General features: G+C 69.5%; 20 protein-coding genes. 8 read left to right on the forward strand and 12 right to left on the reverse strand.

All coding sequences use genetic code 11. The features are described from left to right. Positions 1-149: 149 nt before the first annotated feature. Entirely contained in the window at positions 150-1,010 is an 861-nt protein-coding gene (locus ACIO52_RS04110) for a Bax inhibitor-1/YccA family protein (RefSeq protein ID WP_402641517.1), read from the forward strand. Positions 1,011-1,069: 59 nt separating this feature from the next. Here the strand turns inward: ACIO52_RS04110 and ACIO52_RS04115 are convergent, their stop codons facing one another. Together ACIO52_RS04115 and ACIO52_RS04120 are read right to left on the reverse strand one after the other, a co-directional pair. Continuing rightward, positions 1,070-2,290: an acetyl-CoA C-acetyltransferase gene (locus ACIO52_RS04115; RefSeq protein ID WP_218719500.1), complete on the reverse strand. Its 1,221-nt coding sequence runs from the start codon at positions 2,288-2,290 to the stop codon at positions 1,070-1,072. Between the two features lie 60 nt (positions 2,291-2,350). Then, the gene (locus ACIO52_RS04120; protein ID WP_218719501.1) at positions 2,351-3,220 is read right to left on the reverse strand and encodes an SGNH/GDSL hydrolase family protein; all 870 of its coding nucleotides are present in this window, start codon (positions 3,218-3,220) and stop codon (positions 2,351-2,353) included. A gap of 136 nt (positions 3,221-3,356) precedes the next feature. Here ACIO52_RS04120 and ACIO52_RS04125 point away from each other — a divergent pair, with 136 nt between their 5' ends. Further along, entirely contained in the window at positions 3,357-4,745 is a 1,389-nt protein-coding gene (locus ACIO52_RS04125) for a cystathionine beta-synthase (RefSeq protein WP_218719502.1), read from the forward strand. Positions 4,746-4,787: 42 nt separating this feature from the next. Here the strand turns inward: ACIO52_RS04125 and erm are convergent, their stop codons facing one another. The 3 genes from erm to ACIO52_RS04140 all read right to left on the reverse strand — a co-directional run bounded on the left by erm (position 4,788) and on the right by ACIO52_RS04140 (position 7,697). Further along, positions 4,788-5,528: an ErmE/ErmH/ErmO/ErmR family 23S rRNA (adenine(2058)-N(6))-methyltransferase gene (erm, locus tag ACIO52_RS04130; RefSeq protein ID WP_394358760.1), complete on the reverse strand. Its 741-nt coding sequence runs from the start codon at positions 5,526-5,528 to the stop codon at positions 4,788-4,790. A 337-nt stretch (positions 5,529-5,865) separates the two neighbouring features. After that, positions 5,866-7,050, reverse strand: a complete 1,185-nt coding sequence (locus ACIO52_RS04135) for an NAD(P)-binding protein (protein WP_402641522.1) — start codon at positions 7,048-7,050, stop codon at positions 5,866-5,868. Then, positions 7,050-7,697, reverse strand: coding sequence for a helix-turn-helix domain-containing protein (locus ACIO52_RS04140; RefSeq protein ID WP_316576038.1), 648 nt, complete (start codon positions 7,695-7,697; stop codon positions 7,050-7,052). The genes ACIO52_RS04135 and ACIO52_RS04140 overlap by 1 nt, the downstream gene beginning before the upstream one ends. A gap of 193 nt (positions 7,698-7,890) precedes the next feature. Here ACIO52_RS04140 and ACIO52_RS04145 point away from each other — a divergent pair, with 193 nt between their 5' ends. Then, positions 7,891-8,730, forward strand: coding sequence for a hypothetical protein (locus ACIO52_RS04145; RefSeq protein ID WP_402641526.1), 840 nt, complete (start codon positions 7,891-7,893; stop codon positions 8,728-8,730). Between the two features lie 56 nt (positions 8,731-8,786). Here the strand turns inward: ACIO52_RS04145 and ACIO52_RS04150 are convergent, their stop codons facing one another. Further along, a complete protein-coding gene (locus ACIO52_RS04150; RefSeq protein WP_255588076.1) occupies positions 8,787-9,059 on the reverse strand; it encodes a DUF6401 family natural product biosynthesis protein in 273 nt (90 codons plus the stop codon). A gap of 190 nt (positions 9,060-9,249) precedes the next feature. On the opposite strand from ACIO52_RS04150, the gene ACIO52_RS04155 reads away from it, so the two are divergent. Then, positions 9,250-10,536: an NtaA/DmoA family FMN-dependent monooxygenase gene (locus tag ACIO52_RS04155; protein WP_402641530.1), complete on the forward strand. Its 1,287-nt coding sequence runs from the start codon at positions 9,250-9,252 to the stop codon at positions 10,534-10,536. A gap of 4 nt (positions 10,537-10,540) precedes the next feature. On the opposite strand, the gene ACIO52_RS04160 is transcribed toward ACIO52_RS04155, so the two are convergent. Both ACIO52_RS04160 and ACIO52_RS04165 read right to left on the reverse strand, forming a co-directional pair. Continuing rightward, positions 10,541-11,311, reverse strand: coding sequence for a maleylpyruvate isomerase family mycothiol-dependent enzyme (locus ACIO52_RS04160; protein ID WP_255588077.1), 771 nt, complete (start codon positions 11,309-11,311; stop codon positions 10,541-10,543). Further along, positions 11,308-11,922, reverse strand: coding sequence for a TetR/AcrR family transcriptional regulator (locus ACIO52_RS04165; protein WP_218719509.1), 615 nt, complete (start codon positions 11,920-11,922; stop codon positions 11,308-11,310). The genes ACIO52_RS04160 and ACIO52_RS04165 overlap by 4 nt, the downstream gene beginning before the upstream one ends. A 161-nt stretch (positions 11,923-12,083) precedes the next feature. Between ACIO52_RS04165 and ACIO52_RS04170 the strand changes: the two genes are divergently transcribed. After that, complete coding sequence (locus ACIO52_RS04170) at positions 12,084-12,413, forward strand: hypothetical protein (protein ID WP_402641533.1); 330 nt, start codon at positions 12,084-12,086, stop codon at positions 12,411-12,413. A gap of 21 nt (positions 12,414-12,434) precedes the next feature. Here the strand turns inward: ACIO52_RS04170 and ACIO52_RS04175 are convergent, their stop codons facing one another. Further along, the gene (locus ACIO52_RS04175) at positions 12,435-13,616 is read right to left on the reverse strand and encodes an acyl-CoA dehydrogenase family protein (RefSeq protein ID WP_218719511.1); all 1,182 of its coding nucleotides are present in this window, start codon (positions 13,614-13,616) and stop codon (positions 12,435-12,437) included. Positions 13,617-13,715: 99 nt separating this feature from the next. Between ACIO52_RS04175 and ACIO52_RS04180 the strand changes: the two genes are divergently transcribed. Then, positions 13,716-14,858: a cystathionine gamma-synthase gene (locus ACIO52_RS04180; protein WP_218719512.1), complete on the forward strand. Its 1,143-nt coding sequence runs from the start codon at positions 13,716-13,718 to the stop codon at positions 14,856-14,858. Between the two features lie 95 nt (positions 14,859-14,953). Here the strand turns inward: ACIO52_RS04180 and greA are convergent, their stop codons facing one another. Then, the gene (gene greA, locus ACIO52_RS04185) at positions 14,954-15,445 is read right to left on the reverse strand and encodes a transcription elongation factor GreA (RefSeq protein WP_218719513.1); all 492 of its coding nucleotides are present in this window, start codon (positions 15,443-15,445) and stop codon (positions 14,954-14,956) included. A gap of 238 nt (positions 15,446-15,683) precedes the next feature. Then, a complete protein-coding gene (locus tag ACIO52_RS04190) occupies positions 15,684-16,142 on the reverse strand; it encodes a DUF4307 domain-containing protein (protein WP_218719514.1) in 459 nt (152 codons plus the stop codon). A gap of 121 nt (positions 16,143-16,263) precedes the next feature. Here ACIO52_RS04190 and mca point away from each other — a divergent pair, with 121 nt between their 5' ends. Beyond that, positions 16,264-17,124: a mycothiol conjugate amidase Mca gene (mca, locus tag ACIO52_RS04195; protein WP_402642154.1), complete on the forward strand. Its 861-nt coding sequence runs from the start codon at positions 16,264-16,266 to the stop codon at positions 17,122-17,124. Further along, complete coding sequence (locus tag ACIO52_RS04200; protein WP_218719580.1) at positions 17,124-17,384, forward strand: hypothetical protein; 261 nt, start codon at positions 17,124-17,126, stop codon at positions 17,382-17,384. Before mca ends, ACIO52_RS04200 begins: the two co-directional genes overlap by 1 nt. A 1-nt stretch (position 17,385) precedes the next feature. Here the strand turns inward: ACIO52_RS04200 and ACIO52_RS04205 are convergent, their stop codons facing one another. Continuing rightward, complete coding sequence (locus ACIO52_RS04205; protein ID WP_218719515.1) at positions 17,386-17,592, reverse strand: hypothetical protein; 207 nt, start codon at positions 17,590-17,592, stop codon at positions 17,386-17,388. Positions 17,593-17,636: the final 44 nt, after the last annotated feature.

A 17,636-nucleotide genomic window follows, 5' to 3' on the forward strand; every position in this document is an offset into this window, starting at 1 on the left:
GTCGGACGCGGTAGAGTCCGATTTGTCCGGTCGGGCGGTGCGGCGATCCGCTGGGAACTATGTCCGATCACGACGCGTTGTACAGGGCAGTTGGAGCTGTTGCCCGCCGTCAGGCGAACAGCGACTATTCACTCCAAGAAAGGCGCACGGTGCGTACCTCATCGAATCCGGTGTTCAAGAACTTACCTCGCCAGGAGGGTGTCGGCGGTTACGCGAACTTCGGTTCGGGCGTGGCCGGCGCGGGTCAGCTGGGCAACCAGCAGCAGTACGGCGAGTACGGGCAGCAGTACGGCCAGCAATTCCAGCAGGCCCCCGCCACCCGCGCGATGACCATCGACGACGTGGTCACCAAGACCGGCATCACCCTCGCGGTGCTGACCGTCGCGGCGATCGCCTCGTTCGCGCTGTCCTCGGCCAACCCCTCGCTGGCTCCGCTGTTCGTCATCGGCGGCGGCCTGATCGGCTTCGTGCTGGTGATGGTCGCGAGCTTCGGCCGCAAGATGGACAACCCCGCCATCGTGCTGTCCTACGCGGCGTTCGAGGGCCTGTTCCTCGGCGCGCTGTCGCTGATGTTCACCGACGTGACCTTCGGCGGCGTGGGCGGTAGCGCGCTGATCGGCCAGACGGTGCTCGGCACCTTCGGCGTGTTCTTCGGCATGCTGGTCGTCTACAAGACGGGCGCGATCCGGGTCACCCCGCGCTTCACCCGCATGCTGCTCGGCGCCATGGTCGGCGTGCTGGTGCTGATGGTGGGCAACCTGATCGCGAGCTTCTTCACCGACGGCGGCTTCGGCCTGCGCGACGGTGGCGCCCTGGCGATCGTGTTCAGCCTGGTCTGCATCGCCATCGCCGCGTTCAGCTTCCTGCTGGACTTCGACGCCGCCGATCAGCTGATCCGCGCCCAGGCCCCCGAGAAGGCCGCCTGGGGCGTCGCCCTCGGCCTGACCGTCACCCTGGTCTGGCTCTACGTCGAGATCCTGCGCCTGCTGAGCTACTTCCAGCGGGATTGACAGCCGAGACATAAAAGAGCGGCCCACCGAATTCGGTGGGCCGCTCTTTTCGTGCTATCTCAGCTGAGGCGCTCGATCACGAGGGCCATGCCCTGGCCGCCGCCGACGCACATGGTCTCGACACCGAACTGCTTGTCGTAGGTCTGCAGGTTGTTCAGCAGGGTCGCGGTGATGCGGGCACCGGTCATGCCGAACGGGTGGCCCAGCGCGATGGCGCCACCGGAGACGTTGAGCTTGTCCTCGTCGATCTTCAGCTCACGAGCCGAGCCGAGCACCTGCACGGCGAAGGCCTCGTTGATCTCGAACAGGTCGATGTCGGAGACCGACTTGCCCGCCAGCGCCAGCGCGCGCTGCACGGCCTCGACCGGGCCCAGGCCCATGATCTCGGGGGACAGGCCGGACACGCCGGTGGAGACGATGCGGGCCAGCGGGGTCAGGCCCAGCTCCTTGGCCTTGGTGTCGCTCATGATGACCAGCGCGGCCGCGCCGTCGTTGAGCGGGCAGCAGTTGCCCGCGGTGACGGTGCCGTCGGGACGGAAGACCGGCTTGAGCTGGCTGACCGCCTCGTAGGTGACGCCGGCGCGCGGGCCGTCGTCCTTGCTGACGACCGAGCCGTCGGGCAGGGTCACCGGGGTGATCTCGCGCTCGAAGAAGCCGTTCTTGATGGCCTCCTCGGCGCGGTTCTGCGAACGCACGCCCCAGTGGTCCTGGTCCTCGCGGGAGATGCCGGTCAGCGTCGCGACGTTCTCGGCGGTCTGGCCCATCGGGATGTAGACGTCGGGGAGCAGGTTGTCCTCGCGCGGGTCGTGCCACTGACCCGCGCCGCCCTCGGCGGTCTTCTTGGTGCGGGCCTCGGCCTCGGCGAACTCGGGGTTCTTGGTGTCGGGCCAGCTGTCGGCCGAGCCCTTGGCGTAGCGGGAGACGGTCTCCACACCGGCGGAGATGAACACGTCACCCTCGCCGGCCTTGATCGCGTGGAAGGCCATCCGGGTGGTCTGCAGCGACGACGCACAGTAGCGCTGGACGGTGGTGCCCGGCACGGTGTCGAGGCCCAGCTGCACGGCGACGTTGCGAGCCATGCCGAAGCCGCCCTCACCCGCGGGGGAGCCGGTGCCGAGCATGATGTCGTTGATCGTGCTCGGGTCGAGCGCGGGGACCTTGGCCAACGCGGCGCGCACCATCTGGGCGGTCAGGTCATCCGGACGCATACCCGCCAGGGACCCCTTGACGGCACGGCCGATGGGGGAGCGGGCGATGGAGACGATAACGGCCTCGGGCATGAGGACTCCTTTTCGGATGGTTCTGTGAACGGCTGTTTACCTTGCCGGTCTTTCGTGAATCTACGTCTCGCCGTGCGCGACGGGAAGGGCAGGTCGGCTGCGCACCGCCTCGACGAGGACCGGAAGCAGCTGGGCGGCGGCCAATTCGTACCCCGCCGCGGAGGGGTGGAATCCGTCGGTGGCGAACAGTATTTCCGGGGCGGCGCGGAACTCGGAGGCGACCAGTGGTGAACCCATCGGCACCGGGGTACCACCTGCCAGCGTGGTGGCGACGGTCTGCGCCTTGGCCAGACGCACGCTCCAGTTCGCCACCACCGTGCGCAGCGGCTGCTGGATCGCGGTGACGGTGCCCAGGTTCGGGCAGGTGCCGACGACGACCAGCGCGTCGGCCGCGCGCAGCCGCGACACCGCGGCGGCCAGCCTGCGCGCCGAGGCCCGGATGGAGTGCTTCTTGGTGATGTCGTTGGCACCGACCAGGATGACGGCGGCGTCCGGCGGCGGCCCCGCGACGAACATCGCGTCCACCTGCCCGGCCAGGCCCTTGGAGGTGGCGCCGGAGATCGCCTTGGTGCTGAGCCGGATGCGCGAGCCGGTGGCGTCGGCGAGCCCGCGCGCCAGCCGCACGCCCGGGACGTCGGCCGCGCTCAGGCAGCCGAGTCCGGCGGCGGTCGAGTCACCGAAGATCATCAGGTGCAGGTCGCTGGGTACGCCCTTGCGCCACGGTTCGGGCAGCTGCGCGCCGGGAGCGTAGACGCCGTCGGCCTCCGGTGGTTTGGAGGTGTCGCGCCCGATGACCGCGCGCGCCGCCCCGGCCTGCGTCATCAGCAGTCGATACGTCGCCCAGGAGACGGTGCCCGCACTCGATCCGGCGAGCACGGTGGTGGCCCCGGTGACGACAGCGGTCCGCCAGCTGATTCGAGGTGCGCTCACATCCGAAAATTCTACGGCGCGAATCGGCCGCGCAGCAGCTGCCGGACCGGCCGAGCGCGGCGCCGCCGGTGGTGCCACTGCTCACAGGATCCGACCAGGTCGCGACGTCGAGCTACGGCTCTGCAACGATGGGGGTATGCGTATCGCGGATCATGTCGTCGACCTCATCGGCAACACCCCTCTGGTTCGGCTGAACTCGGTGGTCGGCCCGAACGCGGGCCTGGTCGCCGCCAAGATCGAATACCTCAACCCGGGCGGCAGCTCCAAGGACCGGATCGCGGTCAAGATGATCGACGCCGCCGAAGAGGAAGGGCTGCTGAAGCCGGGCGGCACCATCGTCGAGCCCACCTCGGGTAACACCGGTGTCGGCCTCGCGCTGGTCGCCCAGCAGCGCGGCTACAAGTGCGTGTTCGTCTGCCCGGACAAGGTCAGCGAGGACAAGCGCAACGTCCTGCGTGCCTACGGCGCCGAGGTCGTGGTCTGCCCGACCGCCGTGCCGCCGGAGCACCCGGACAGTTACTACAACGTCTCCGATCGCCTGGTCCGCGAGATCGAGGGCGCCTGGAAGCCCAACCAGTACGCCAACCCGGGCGGCCCGGACAGCCACTACGAGACCACCGGTCCGGAGATCTGGCGCGACACCGAAGGCAAGGTCACCCACTTCGTCGCCGGCGTCGGTACCGGCGGCACCATCACCGGCACCGGCCGCTACCTCAAGGAGGTCTCGGGCGGCAAGGTGAAGATCATCGGCGCCGATCCCGAGGGCTCGGTGTACTCCGGCGGCACCGGCCGCCCGTACCTGGTCGAGGGTGTCGGCGAGGACTTCTGGCCCTCGGCCTACGACCCGAGCGTTCCCGACGAGATCATCGCCGTCTCCGACGCCGACTCCTTCGAGATGACCCGCCGCCTGGCCCGCGAGGAGGGCCTGCTGGTCGGTGGCTCCTGCGGCATGGCCGTGGTCGCCGCGATCGAGGTCGCCCGGCGCGATCCCGACGCCGTGGTCGTGGTGCTGCTGCCCGACGGTGGCCGCGGCTACCTGTCGAAGATCTTCAACGACAAGTGGATGAGCTCCTACGGCTTCCTCACCACCCCGCTGGAGGCCGGGCCCGAACCGCTCGTCGGCGACGTGCTGCGCGGCAAGTCCGGCGCGCTGCCCGACCTGGTGCACACCCACCCGTCGGAGACCCTGCGCGACGCGATCGAGATCCTGCGCGAGTACGGCGTCTCGCAGATGCCGGTCGTGGGCGCCGAGCCGCCGGTGATGGCGGGCGAGGTCGCCGGCAGTGTCACCGAGCGCGACCTGCTCTCGGCCGTCTTCGAGGGCCGGGCACAGCTGACCGACTCGGTGGCCCAGCACATGAGCCCGTCGTTCCCGCTGATCGGCTCGGGCGAACCGCTGTCCACCGCCACCAAGGCGCTGTCCGACTCCGACGCCCTGATGGTCGTCGAGGACGGCAAGCCGGTCGGCGTCATCACCCGCCACGACCTGCTCGGCTTCCTCAGCACCGGCTCCATCGGCCACTGAGCCCGCTGCCGCCCCGCGCGCCGGGGCGGCAGCGGTGCCCGGCTAGCGGGTGAGCGCGGAATGCAGGGCGACCCACTGTTCCGGGTGGACGTAGGCGACCACGGTGTCAGCGGCGATGCCCGCCTCGGCCAGGGCCGCGTCCACGCCCTGGTATCGGGCGCGCAGCGAGGCGCGCACCGTGCCGCCGACCCCGGAGAATCCGGTGCGCACCAGTTCGGTGTAGGAGTCCCGGTGCGCGACAAGCGGTTCCGGACGCCGGTCGATCCGCAGGATGGCGGAGTCGACGGCGGGGACCGGCCGGAAGCTGGTGCGGTGCACCTGTCCGTGCAGCCGCCAGCCGAACCACGGCCAGCTCGTCGCGGTCAGCAGACTCCACCGCCCGTAGTCGCCGGTGCGTTTGCGCGCGTATTCCCGCTGAGTGAGCAGGGTCGCCGAGGTGAGCGCCGGTGCGGCCAGGCACCAGTCGACGATCTCGGAGGTCACCGAGAACGGGATGTTGCCGACCACCGCGAACGGCGTGCGCGGCGCCTTGGCCTTGGTGAAATCGCCACGCACCACGCGGATTCCGCGCTCGGCCCTGGTCTGCGCCGAGAGCTTCGCCGCCAGCAGCGGATCGATCTCGTAGGCCGTGACCCGCGCGCCCCGGCCGGCCAGCGCCCGCGTGAGGACGCCTTCCCCCGCGCCGGGTTCGAGTATCTCGCCCGCCGGATCGGCGACCGTCAGCATCGCGTCGACGGCCGTCCGGTCCACCAGAAAGTTCTGCGAGAGCGTCCTTCTCGCCAGATCGCGCGGCGTCCGGCCGCCGCCGCGCCCGGTGACCTTGCGCTGAGTGTGTGAGTAGTTTCGGTGTGCAAAATCCTGCGCCACGGCAGTTGCCCCTTCGGGTCATCGAGTAGGTGAGAGCTCGATGGGCCCTGGGCGCGCCGGTGGACGCCGATGAGGTATCCGCGTCCGCTAGCGGGCCAGAGCCCGGGCGGAGCGGATGCGAATGAACACGTTGCACGCGAACATGGAAGACGACATGTGGCTCACCCTAGGAATCGGGTGGCGAGCGGCGCAACCGAATTTCGGCCCGACCCGACCGACATCGGGAATCGTCGATCGGATCGGTCACCGACGGCTAGGCGGGGTCGGTGCCCGGCACAGCGCTGGACGCCGTACGCAGGCCGGCGACGGCCGACGCGGCGGCGGTCAGGGCGCTGTTGATGGCGATCTCGCCGCGCATTCCCGGTGCCGCGACCATGTCGCCCACCAGGTACACCCCGTCGCCGCGATCGATGGCGGGCCGGTCGCGCCAGGTGGTGCCGGGCAGGTCGAGAGCGCCCGTGCGGCCCTTCGCCGTCGCCGTTCGGTGGAAGGTGGTGCGCGAGCGCCACTCCGGGACGGTGGCGTCGGCGAAGGCTTCCAGGCGGCGGTGTGCCTCGGCGCGGGACTCGTTGTCGCGCACCGGCATCTGGAGCTGGAACAGTGATTCGCCCGTCGGCGCGATGGTGTCGTCCTGCATCGTGTAGCTCTCGTGGAAGCCGCCCGCGTCCAGGTCGAAGACCAGGTTGCGGTCGCGGCGGTCCTTCGTCACGCCGAGGTCGAGCAGGGCGGTGAAACCGCTGACGCCGCGCAGGGAGTCGTCGCCGAGCAGCCGTCGTGCGGAGTCCAGGTCGGTGGCGACGATGACCGGCCCGCCGGTGGGCACCGCGTCCACGCGCGAACCGGTATCGATCGCCACGCCCAGTTCGGTGGCGCGGGTGACCATCCGGTCGATGGTCTGCTGCCAGCCGCCCCGCACCCAGCGGACCGCGGGCACGGCGGGCCCGAGTACCCGCTGGAACAGGTCCCAGACGAAGGCGGCCGAGAGCCTGCCGGTGTTCGCGTCGTAGGTGACCACGCTGATCGCGTTGGCGATCTGCGTGGCGGTGCGTTCGCCCCAGCGCTCGGCGGCCCAGCGGTGGAAGTCGACGTCGACCGGGGCCTGGAGCCACTTGCGTGACTGGGCGCGCAGCATCCCCAGCGGCGGCGCCTTCCGGATCCGGTCGTCGGCGCGGAAACCAATCTTCACCGCCTCCCCGATCGACGGGAAGCCGAGGCCGGCGACGAAACCGCGTTCCTTCAACCAGCGGTAATGCGGTCCGTCGGCGTAGAACACGTGGGCGCCCTCGTGCGCCACGTACGGCGCCGGGGTGGCCCGCCCGCGACCGCCGAGCGTGCGGTGCGCCTCGTGCAGCACGACCGGTGCTCCGGTCTCGGCCGCGGCGATCGCGGCGGTCAGGCCGGCCAGTCCGCCCCCGACAACGGTGATGGGTGTACGCATCAGCTGTCCTCTCCCTCGGTTCCCGCCCGGTCGAGCCGGGCGGCGATCAGCTCTGCGGTGGCTCGCAGATAGCGGTCGGCGTCGACATTCGCCGGGTGTCCGCCGTCGAAGATGTCGCGCATCATCCAGAAGTGCGCGAGCGCGCCGACCAGGACGGCGGCGGTGGCATCCCAATCCCGAACACGCGCACCGGGACCGGCGAGTTCGATCAAGCCGCGGGTGACCGCCGACATGACCACCGCGTACTCCTGCTGCCGGAACACCTCCAGCAGTTCGCCGGGGATCGAGTTGTCCCGCAACAGGATCCGGGTCACGTCCCGGTCGTGGTCGAGGCGTGCCAGGCCGATCCGGCACAGCGCGACGAGCTTCTCGACCAGCTCGCCCCCGGCGGTGAGCGAATCCAGCGCCGCGGCGATGGAGAACTCCGGCGACAGGAAACGATTCCACTCGCCGCGATCCTCGAGCCGGGTCGCCACGGCGCGCACCAGCAGTTCGTCCTTGGACGTGAAATGCCGGTAGAGCGCCCCCGACCCGCCGGACAGTCCGGCCGCCTGCTCGATCTGGGCGACCGAGGTCTTGGCGAACCCCTGTTCCCCGAACAGGCGCAAGGCCTCGGTCATGATCCGGTCCCGCGATGTCGGCGTCACATGCCCTCCGTCGTAAGTAACCACTTACTTACACGATGACCGAGAAGACCACGGGGCGCAAGACCCCGTCCGACCAGCCGTCGACACCCGATTCCGGCAAGAGCAAATTTCTCGCAAATTGACGATTCGGCTCCGGGAACCCGGGTACCCACCGAAGGACGGCATCCGGGTGGGACGAGCGAAAGGACGTGTTGTGGACAACTCCGTAATCGCGATCGACTTCCAGCAAGGTTTCACCGATGCCTGGAGTTCGGTAGCGCAATTCCTCCCCAAATTGGCCGCGTTCGTCGCCATCCTGGTGATCGGCTGGATCATCGCGAAAGTGGTCGCCAAGATCGTCGACGCGGTGCTCGAGCGCGTCGGATTCGATCGGCTGGTCGAGCGCGGGCAGCTCCAGAAGATGATGTCCCGCAGTAAATACGACGCCTCCGATCTCCTCGCGAAGATCGCCTACTACGCCATCCTGCTGATCGCGCTGCAGATCGGTTTCGGTGTCTTCGGACCCAACCCGGTCAGCGATCTGCTCACCGGCATCGTGGCCTGGCTGCCGAAGGCGGCGGTGGCGATCGTGATCGTGGTGATCGCGGCGGCCATCGCGCACGCGGTGAGCGAGCTGGTCACCTCCGTGCTCGGCGGGCTGTCCTACGGCCGGATGCTCGGCCGCATCGCCTCGGTGTTCATCTGGGGAATCGGCATCATCGCCGCGCTGAACCAGATCGGCGTCGCGACCTCGGTGACCACGCCGATCCTGATCGCGGTGCTCGCGACCATCGGCGGCATCCTGGTGGTCGGTGTCGGCGGCGGCCTGGTCCGGCCCATGGAGCAGCGCTGGAACAGCTGGCTCGGCAATCTCGAGGCGGAGATGCCCGCCATGAAGGGTCATGCCGAGGCCTACCAGCGTGGCCGTGAGGACGCGGCGCGCGCGGGTGGGCAGGTCGCGGCGCGCGCCGAAGGCGCGCAGCAGTGGGTCACCCCCGGCGCGGGCTACCCGGAGCCGGGTCGCCCGGAGTGGGGCGGCGACACGGCACGCTGACCGACCGGCGCCGGCGTTCCGTCACCGTCACGGTGGCGGAGCGCCGATTCCGGTGTTCAGGCCGGTTCGGCGTGCAGGCAGACCGCGGCCAAGCGCAGCTGCCACCAGTCGGCCGTGTGCCAGGAGTGCGGGGCCGCGGGGAGCAGCGCCTCGGCGACCTGGTCGAGCAGCCCGCGCGCATACCCCGACAGCAGAATGGCGATCGGAATACGTGCCGATCCGCCGACGCCGAAAGCGAGAATGTCCCGCACGGCCGCGCCGTGCTGGTCGAGCTGAGCCGACAGGCCGGGGGCCTGCGCGGCAGCGGCCGCCGCGGGAACTCCGTACATGGTATTCAGTTGTCGCAGATTTCGACGTGCCGATAATTCGAGCAACGCGGGGCCGGGCGCAAACACCACCAAATGGTAACAATCCCGAATATCCGGCCGACGGCTAACTCGGCGCTATCGCGCATTCCGCTCGAATTGTGTTGAGCGCAACCATGGTCGGGCCCGCCGCCGCTCTGCTGGACTGGCCGGCATGGGCACCGAACGCCGCAAGTTGAAGACCGTCACGGGCGTGAGCGGGTCGCGTGATGTCTACGCCGCCGCACTCGATCCGACTCGCTCCACCCTCGACGAGGCCCAGCGCATCGCCCGGATCGCCGAGGACAACAAGATCGGCGCGGTATTCGCGGCCGACCTGCTCGCCTTCGGCGCCCAGGGCGCGATCGGCGCGCAGGAACCGCTGATCCAGCTGGCCGCGCTGAGCGCGGTGACCACCCATGTCGGCCTCATCGCGACGGTCACCACGACCTTCCAGCACCCGTTCAACCTGGCTCGGCTGTTCGGCACCCTCGATCACGTCAGCAACGGCCGCGCGGCCTGGAACGCGGTGACCTCCTCCCTCGGCGAGGAGAACTACGGCGACCAGGATCTGCCGCGCCCGGAGGAGCGCTACGCTCGCGCGACCGAGGTGCTGACCGTGGTCAACGCGCTGTTCGACAGCTGGCGGCCCGGCGCGCTGCGGCCCGACGGTCACGGCGGCGCGACGCTCGACGAATCGCGGGTGCGGCCGATCGAGCATGCGGGACAGTACTTCTCGGTGCGTGGACCGCTGAACATCCCGCCGCTGCCGCAGGGCAGGCCGGTGCAGTTCCAGGCCGGGCAGTCGGCGGGCGGCATCGAACTCGGCGCGCGGTTCGCCGAGGTGGTGTTCACCTCGCTGCCGACGCTGGAAGACGCGGTCACCTATACGAAGAAGATCCGGACCCGCGCCGCGGAACTGGGCAGGGCGCACGGCCTGCCGTTGATCTTCAGTTCCTTCCACGCGACCTACGGCGCCACCGAAGCCGAGGCCCGCAGACTCGTCCGCGAGGCGGCCGAGGCCACCGACTTCGACGCGGGCCGCCGTCAGCTGGCGGACATGCTCGGCGGCGACATCGACCTGTCCGACCTCCCGCTGGACAAGCCGCTGCCGGAAAGCCTGCTCCCGCAGCTGGATACGGTGCATCGCCGACGCGGCCGGGTGGAGATCTTCAGCAAGCTCGCCGCCACCGGCGCCACCGTGCGCGAACTCGTCGTCGCCGCCAAGGACACCGGCCACTGGGCCGCCGCGGGCACCCCGGAACAGCTCGCCGACGCCATCGAGGAGCGCTACCGGGCCGACGTGCTCGACGTGATCTCCCTGGGCGGCCTGGCGCAGGAGCGCACCCGCGACTTCGTCGTCAACGGCCTGCTTCCCGAACTGCGCCGCCGCGGGTTGGTCGACTCCGACTACCTGGCGGGCACCTATCGGGAGAACCTGGAGCTGCCCGCGATCGGCTAGCGGTTCAGAACGGCACCTCGGTGGTGAGCAGCCCGGAGCCGCTCGCGCGGCCGGAAAGGATGCGGCAGAACTCGATCGCGTCCAGCTCGAGCATCGGGCCATCGGCCGCGCCGCTCGCCCAGGTACCGCCCGCCGGGCCGTGCAGGGTGAGCCGGTACGGGGCGCCGTGGCGCTGGGCCCACTCGCGGACGACATCGTCGACGACGCGGCCGTCGTGCTCGGCGGTGAGTTCGAGCGGCCGCCCGGTCGCCCGGCTCAGATCGATCCGGTGCATCCACGGGTCGCGGGTGAGGATCACCTCGGTCAGGTAGCCGACCGTCCATCGCTCGTCGACACCGTTGACCCGCTCGGACCCTGGCATCGCCAGCTTGCGCAGGAAGCCGGGCAGCCTGCGCCGGGCGGCCGCGGCGCGCGGACCGAGGCGGGCGAGCAGGGCGGTGAGCTCGGCGGGGGAGCGGACGCCGTAGCGGGTGACCTGGAAGGCGGTCAGCGCGTCGATGCGCTGTTCCTCGCCGTTCGGCCGTCGATCGGCGACCCGGTTCTGCCGGATCATCTCGGTGATCGACGCGGTCATCGCGGCCATCCCGACGACGTGCGAGATCAACTGGTGCACAGTCCAGTCCGGGCAATCGGTGGGCCGATCCCAGTCGGCGGGGTCGAGCGCCGCGACGGCGCCGGCGATGCGGGCGTATTCGGTCGCGGCCAGAGTCATCGACTCGGGGCGGGGCAGGGCGCTGCGGCGCGGTGTGGTCGGCGCCGGGGTTGTCGTGGTCATGGGGGATCCCTCGGTTCCGGGGGCAGGCCGACGCTGTCGGCCCACATGGTCATCGCGCGTTCGATCAGCCTGCGTCTGCTGTCGCCGGCCGGATCGTTGGCGAGTTGCTGGTCGATGAGGCCGCCGATCAGGCTGAACCAGATCTCGATGTCACCCCGATCGGTGACACCTGCCTCGGCGAACATGGCGACGGCCGCGCGCACCACCCGCACCGACGGTGCGAACGCCGCGGGCGAGGGCTCGAACCCGGGCACCGTGCGCTGATTCATCAGCTGGTAGCGGGCCAGGTCCGCGACCGCGAAATCGAAGAAGCCGTAGGCGAGGGCGAGCAGCCGGGCCCGCGGCGCGGTGGGCAGGGTGGCGGTCACCCGGACCGCGTACTGCTCGTATTCGGTCCACGCCTGCTCGAACATCGCGTCGTAGATCGCGAGTTTGGCCGGGAAATGGGTGTACAGCGAGGGCGCGCGCATGCCGACCCTGGCGGCGACATCGCGCAGGGTGATCTGCGCCAGCCCGTTCTCCCTGGCGAGTTCCCACGCGACCTGCAGGATCTCCCGCCGTGTCGCCTCACGGCGTTCGGCCTGCCTATCGCGAGTAGTTTCACCTAACACAGTTAGAATTGTGACGCATATCACAACTCTCGTCAAGGGTTTATCGTAGGTCTCGGGGTGCGGCGAAGTTGCGTCAACGGGGCGCCGGGTGGATTCTGAGCGGGTAGCACCGACTCGAGACAACTTTCGGCTAACCAGCACGGCGAGCGAAGGGGCCCGTAGTGGACGTCACCGAACCGGCCATTCAGCTGCTCGGCATGACCCCTGTATTTCCTGCTGTCGCAGGGTATTTGGCGCGCGAGGGCGTCGTCCGCTCGTTGCGCCGGTCGCCGTATGCCCCGCTGCTCGGCAGGCTCGTCGCCGCGTTCGCGTGGGGCTGCGGCGGTTTGGCGTCGCTCACGGTGCTCGGCATCCCGGCAGCGATCACCGTCCCGATCGCGCTCACGGTGCTGACCGTCGTGGTCTCGATGCTGGGGATCGCCTTCGCGGGCGGCCTGATTCGGCCCGCGCCGGTAGCCGGGCGCGGGCCGGGGGTGCCCACCGGGCGCTGACCCCGACCGGCCGGGTTCCGGCTAGCGGAAGGCGTTCGCGTCGGTCAGCGCCTTGCCGATCACCAGCTGGTGCACCTCGGCGGTGCCTTCGTAGGTGAGCACCGACTCCAGGTTGTTCGCGTGCCGCAGCACCGGGTAGTCCAGCGTGATCCCGTTGGCGCCCAAGATGGTTCGGCACTCTCGGGCGATCGCGATGGCCTCGCGGGTGCTGTTGAGCTTGCCCGCGCTGATCTGCTCGCCGGTGATCTCGTGCCGGTCCTTCAACCGGCCCAGGTGCAGCGCCAGCAACTGGCCCTTGCCGAGCTCCAGGGCCATATCGGCGAGCTTGGCCTGGGTGAGCTGGTAGGCGGCCAGCGGCTTGTCGAACACCTCGCGGGTGCGCGCGTAGTCGATCGCCGAGGCCAGACAGTCCCGCGCGGCGCCCAGCGCGCCGAAGACGATGCCGAAGCGGGCCTCGCTCAGACACGCCAGTGGGGAGCTCAGCCCGCCCGATGCGGGCAGCACCGCGTCGGCGGGCAGTCGCACATCGTCGAAATCCAATGCGGCGGTGAGCGAAGCGCGCAGCGACAGCTTGCGGTGGATCTCGCGGGTGGTGAAGCCGGGAGTGCCGGCGGGCACCAGGAAGCCGCGCACCCGCGGCTTGGCCTCGCCCGGCTCCTCGGCGTAGGCCCAGACGACGGCGATGTCGGCGACCGAGCCGTTGGTGATCCACATCTTGGACCCGTTGAGCACCCAGTCGTCCCCGTCGCGCTTGGCCCTGGTGCGCATCCCGCCGGGGTTGGAGCCGTAGTCGGGTTCGGTGAGCCCGAAACAGCCGATCACCTCGCCCGCCGCCATCGCGGGCAGGTACCGCTGCTTCTGTTCCTCGGAGCCGAAGAAGTGGATCGCGGTCATCGCCAGCGAGCCCTGCACCGAGACCATGCTGCGCACGCCGGAGTCGACGGCCTCGAGTTCCTGGCACGCCAGGCCGTAGGCGGTCGCCGAGGCCCCGGCGCAGCCGTAGCCCTCCAGGTGCATGCCGAGCAGTCCGAGCTTGCCGAGTTCGGGCGCGATCTCCCTGGCCGGGAACGTGCCTGCCTCGAACCAGTCGGCGATGTGCGGGCGCAGCCTGCGCTCGCCGAAACGGGCCACCGTGTCGCGAATCTCGCGCTCCTCCGGGGAGAGCAACGGGTCGATCGCGAACAACTCTTCGACAGTCACCATGGCGCCAGCGTAGCCGCACGGTCGGCGGGGAATCCGGCACTCGGTACACCGCGAATACCCCTGCGCACGGCCCGGAAACCGGCCAACTAGTCTGAGGCCATGAGTGAGCTGGGATTCTCGACCAGGGCCATCCACGCCGGATATGAACCCGATCCTCAGACCGGTGCGGTCAACGTGCCCATCTACGCGAGCTCCACCTTCGCCCAGGACGGCGTCGGCGGCATGCGCGGCGGCTACGAATACGCGCGCACCGGCAACCCGACGCGCACCGCGCTGGAAGGCAACCTCGCCGCCCTCGAATCGGGCAGTTTCGCGCGGGCTTTCGCCTCCGGCATGGCGGCCACCGACTGCGCGCTGCGCGCCACCCTGCGCCCCGGCGATCACATCGTGATCCCCGACGACGCCTACGGCGGCACCTTCCGGCTCATCGACAAGGTCTTCAGCCAGTGGGGCATCGAGCACTCGCCCGCGCACATCGCCGATCTCGACCAGGTGCGCGCGGCCATCCGCCCCAACACCAAGCTGGTGTGGATCGAGACCCCGACCAACCCGCTGCTGAGCATCGGTGACATCCCGGCGCTGGCCGACATCGCGCATGAGGCCGACGCCAAGCTGGTCGTCGACAACACCTTCGCCACCCCGTACCTGCAGCAGCCGCTGCTGCTCGGCGCCGACATCGTCGTGCACTCGACCACCAAGTACCTGGGTGGGCACTCCGACGTCGTCGGCGGCGCCCTGATCACCAACAGCGAGGAGCTCGACACCGCGTTCGCGTTCCTGCAGAACGGCGCGGGCGCGGTGCCCGGCCCGTTCGACGCCTTCCTCACCCTGCGCGGCATCAAGACCCTGGCCGTGCGGATGGAGAAGCACTGCGACAACGCTGAGGTGATCGCGGAGTTCCTGACCAACCACCCGGCCATCTCGCAGGTGATCTACCCGGGCCTGCCGACCCATCCGGGCTACCAGATCGCGCAGAAGCAGATGCGCCGCAGCGGCGGCATGATCTCGGTGCGACTGGCAGGCGGCCGGGAGGCCGCGCTGAAGTTCTGCTCGCGCACCGAGATCTTCACCCTGGCCGAGTCGCTGGGCGGTATCGAGTCGCTCATCGAGCACCCGGGCGCGATGACCCACGCCAGCACCGAGGGTTCGGCGCTGGAGGTCCCCGCCGATCTGGTGCGCCTCTCGGTCGGCATCGAGGACATCAGCGACCTGCTCGCCGATGTCGAGCAGGCTCTGAGCTGACCGGGACCCCACAGATGACGAAGCGGCCGCATCCGATGTTCGGGTGCGGCCGCTCGCGTTCGGGTTCGGTTGGTGCGGGCTCGGTCAGGCCAGGATCAGCCGTGGTACGGCTCGGCGCTGACCAGCGTCACCTTCATGGTGTTGCCGTTGGGCAGCGTGTACTCGCGGGTCTCGCCCACCTTGGCGTCGATCAGCGCGCCGCCCAGCGGGGAGTTCGGCGAGTAGGTCTCGAGGTTGGTGGCGCCCAGGCCCTCTTCGCGAGTCGCGATCAGGAAGGTCTCGGTATCGTCTTCGTCGCCGTCGTAGTAGACCGTGACGACCGAACCCGGCAGGGCGACGCCGGACTTGGTGGGGGCGACGCCGACCTTGGCGTTGTTCAGCAGCTCCTGCAGCTGGCGGATCCGCGCCTCCTGCTGGCCCTGCTCCTCGCGCGCGGCGTGGTAGCCGCCGTTCTCCTTGAGGTCGCCCTCTTCGCGGCGCTCGTTGATCTCGGCGGCAATGACCGGACGATTGGCAATGAGCGAGTCCAGCTCGCCCTTGAGCCTGTCGTGCGACTCCTGGGTAAGCCAGGTCACATTCTCGGTCATCTCGATCACTCCCTAGTAGTTGTTCCCGGCGCACCGGGATTCCCTGAAACCGGCGCTGTACCCTCCGGAGGAGGGCATGCACCAGCCCGACGGCTGGAGCGATCCTGGGGGTGAACCCGTAACCCGGAAACAGCACCGCTGGCCGCCAATGCAGCAAACACGGCTCCGAGCCCCGGAACCGTGTATCAGGCCATTTTAGCATGTCTCATAAATATGCAGGTCAGGCTAGGCGAGCCTGCTATTCGGCGCGCAAATAGCCCGGGACCTGGTCGGTGCAGCCGTAGATATCGCCCGCCGACGGGCGCGCGGAGGACCTGACCGTGGTGGTCACCTGGACGCTGGTGGAATCGGAGCCGGGCACGAGCACCTCCCGCCTGCCGACCTCGGCGCTGTCGCGATCCATGGCACGCACGAAGCAGACGACGGGCTGCCGCGGGTCGTCGCGGGTGACCTTCATCCGCACCGTCAGCGTGGCGTCGTCGACGACCACGTAGCCGAGTTGCTCGGTCTCGATCGCCTTCGGGCCGTACTTCTGGAACCCCAGAAAGGCGACGCCGACCCCGGCGACCAGCACACCGATCCCGAGAACGACCAGCACCCACGTCCGGCGCGCCGGTGGTTTTGTGCCGTAACGGTCGGCGTGTCGGGCTGCGGCGGCGGCCGAGGTCGCCGCGGAGTCCGGTGCGGGCTCGGTCATCGGTTTCTCGCTCCCGGGGGTGGTCGGAACAAACGGGGGGTCGGATGGAACTATAGGGAACGAAGTTCTGACACCCGCGAGCGAGAGCGATGGTGAACGAGACGTGAGTGGCCTTCGCCTCATGGCGGTGCACGCACACCCCGACGACGAATCGAGCAAGGGCGCCGCGACCATGGCCAGGTACGCGGCCGAGGGCGTCGACGTCCTGGTCGTGACGTTGACCGGTGGTGAACGCGGCAGCATCCTCAACCCCGCGATGGACACCCCCGGTGTCCTGGACCGGATCGAGGAGGTCCGGCGCGAGGAGATGGCCGCGGCCGCCCACGCGCTGGGCGTGCGCCAGCACTGGCTCGGCTTCGTCGACTCCGGCCTGCCCGAGGGCGACCCGCTGCCGCCGCTGCCCGAGGGCTGCTTCGCGCTGGTGCCGCTCGAGGAGTCGACCGAGGCACTGGTGCGCGTCGTGCGCGATTTCAAGCCGCACGTGATCACCACCTACGACGAGAACGGCGGCTACCCGCACCCGGATCACATCCGGTGCCACGAGGTGTCGGTCGCCGCGTACGAGACGGCGGGCGATCCGGCGAAGTTCCCCGCGGCGGGCGAGCCGTGGACGCCGCTCAAGCTGTACTACGACCACGGTTTCAGCATGAAGCGCCTGGAGGCCTTCGCCGAGGAGTACGAGCGCATCGGCGAACCGTTCCCGCTGCAGGAGTGGCTGGACCGGATGAAGCAGTTCAAGCGCGGCGATTCGTGGGGCAGGGTCACCACCCAGATCGAATGCTCCAAATACTTCCCCCAGCGTGACGACGCCCTGCGCGCGCACGCGACCCAGATCGATCCGAACGGGGCGTTCTTCGCGATCCCGTTGGAGATGCAGCAGCGGCTCTGGCCGACCGAGGAGTTCGAATTGGCCAAGACGAGGGTGAGCACCGCCATCCCGGAGACCGACCTGTTCGCCGGCATCGAGGACGCCGACCGGTGATGTTGGTCTACCTCGCTCAGAACACCCCGACCGGACCCGAGTTCGGCAAGGCGTCGCCGCTTGGCCTGCTGGTCATCCTGATCCTGCTCGCGGGCACCGTGCTGCTCGTGCGCTCGATGAACAAGCATCTCAAGGGCCTGCCCGAGACGTTCGAGCCCGAGCACCCGGAACCGGACCAGAAGGCGGACGAGGGCACCGAGCCGGGCGCCATCGAGCCGGAAGCCGGCGACAGCACCCCGCCGGCCCCGAAGACCGACTGAGCTAGGGCAGCTGCGCCATATCGGTCACCAGCTCGCCGACCAGATCCCTGGCGGCGGCCGCGTGCTCGGCCAGCTGCCGCGGCGCACCGGTCGCGCTGAGCTCGATCATCTTGTTCATCAACCCGAAGATGACCACGAGCCTGCGGAGCGCGGCTCTGCGCTCGGCCGCGGTCAACTCCGTGCTCTGTAGTGCCTCTGTCCCCGTCACGAGAGTGTGATCGTCGCACCGGCGCGCAATGTTTCGCCGAAACG

This window comes from Nocardia sp. NPDC087230, assembly GCF_044744725.1.
GTDB lineage: Bacteria > Actinomycetota > Actinomycetes > Mycobacteriales > Mycobacteriaceae > Nocardia > Nocardia canadensis.

Bases quoted from the DNA above. Each gene is read 5' to 3' on its own strand.
- ACIO52_RS04190 (WP_218719514.1), bottom strand. From the start codon at position 16,142: ATGACCGAGCCCGCACCGGACTCCGCGGCGACCTCGGCCGCCGCCGCA.
- greA (WP_218719513.1), bottom strand. From the start codon at position 15,445: ATGACCGAGAATGTGACCTGGCTTACCCAGGAGTCGCACGACAGGCTC.
- mca (WP_402642154.1), top strand. From the start codon at position 16,264: ATGGCGGTGCACGCACACCCCGACGACGAATCGAGCAAGGGCGCCGCG.
- ACIO52_RS04180 (WP_218719512.1), top strand. From the start codon at position 13,716: ATGAGTGAGCTGGGATTCTCGACCAGGGCCATCCACGCCGGATATGAA.
- ACIO52_RS04160 (WP_255588077.1), bottom strand. From the start codon at position 11,311: ATGACCACGACAACCCCGGCGCCGACCACACCGCGCCGCAGCGCCCTG.
- ACIO52_RS04150 (WP_255588076.1), bottom strand. From the start codon at position 9,059: ATGTACGGAGTTCCCGCGGCGGCCGCTGCCGCGCAGGCCCCCGGCCTG.
- ACIO52_RS04125 (WP_218719502.1), top strand. From the start codon at position 3,357: ATGCGTATCGCGGATCATGTCGTCGACCTCATCGGCAACACCCCTCTG.
- ACIO52_RS04175 (WP_218719511.1), bottom strand. From the start codon at position 13,616: ATGGTGACTGTCGAAGAGTTGTTCGCGATCGACCCGTTGCTCTCCCCG.
- ACIO52_RS04200 (WP_218719580.1), top strand. From the start codon at position 17,124: ATGTTGGTCTACCTCGCTCAGAACACCCCGACCGGACCCGAGTTCGGC.
- ACIO52_RS04115 (WP_218719500.1), bottom strand. From the start codon at position 2,290: ATGCCCGAGGCCGTTATCGTCTCCATCGCCCGCTCCCCCATCGGCCGT.
- ACIO52_RS04135 (WP_402641522.1), bottom strand. From the start codon at position 7,050: ATGCGTACACCCATCACCGTTGTCGGGGGCGGACTGGCCGGCCTGACC.
- ACIO52_RS04155 (WP_402641530.1), top strand. From the start codon at position 9,250: ATGGGCACCGAACGCCGCAAGTTGAAGACCGTCACGGGCGTGAGCGGG.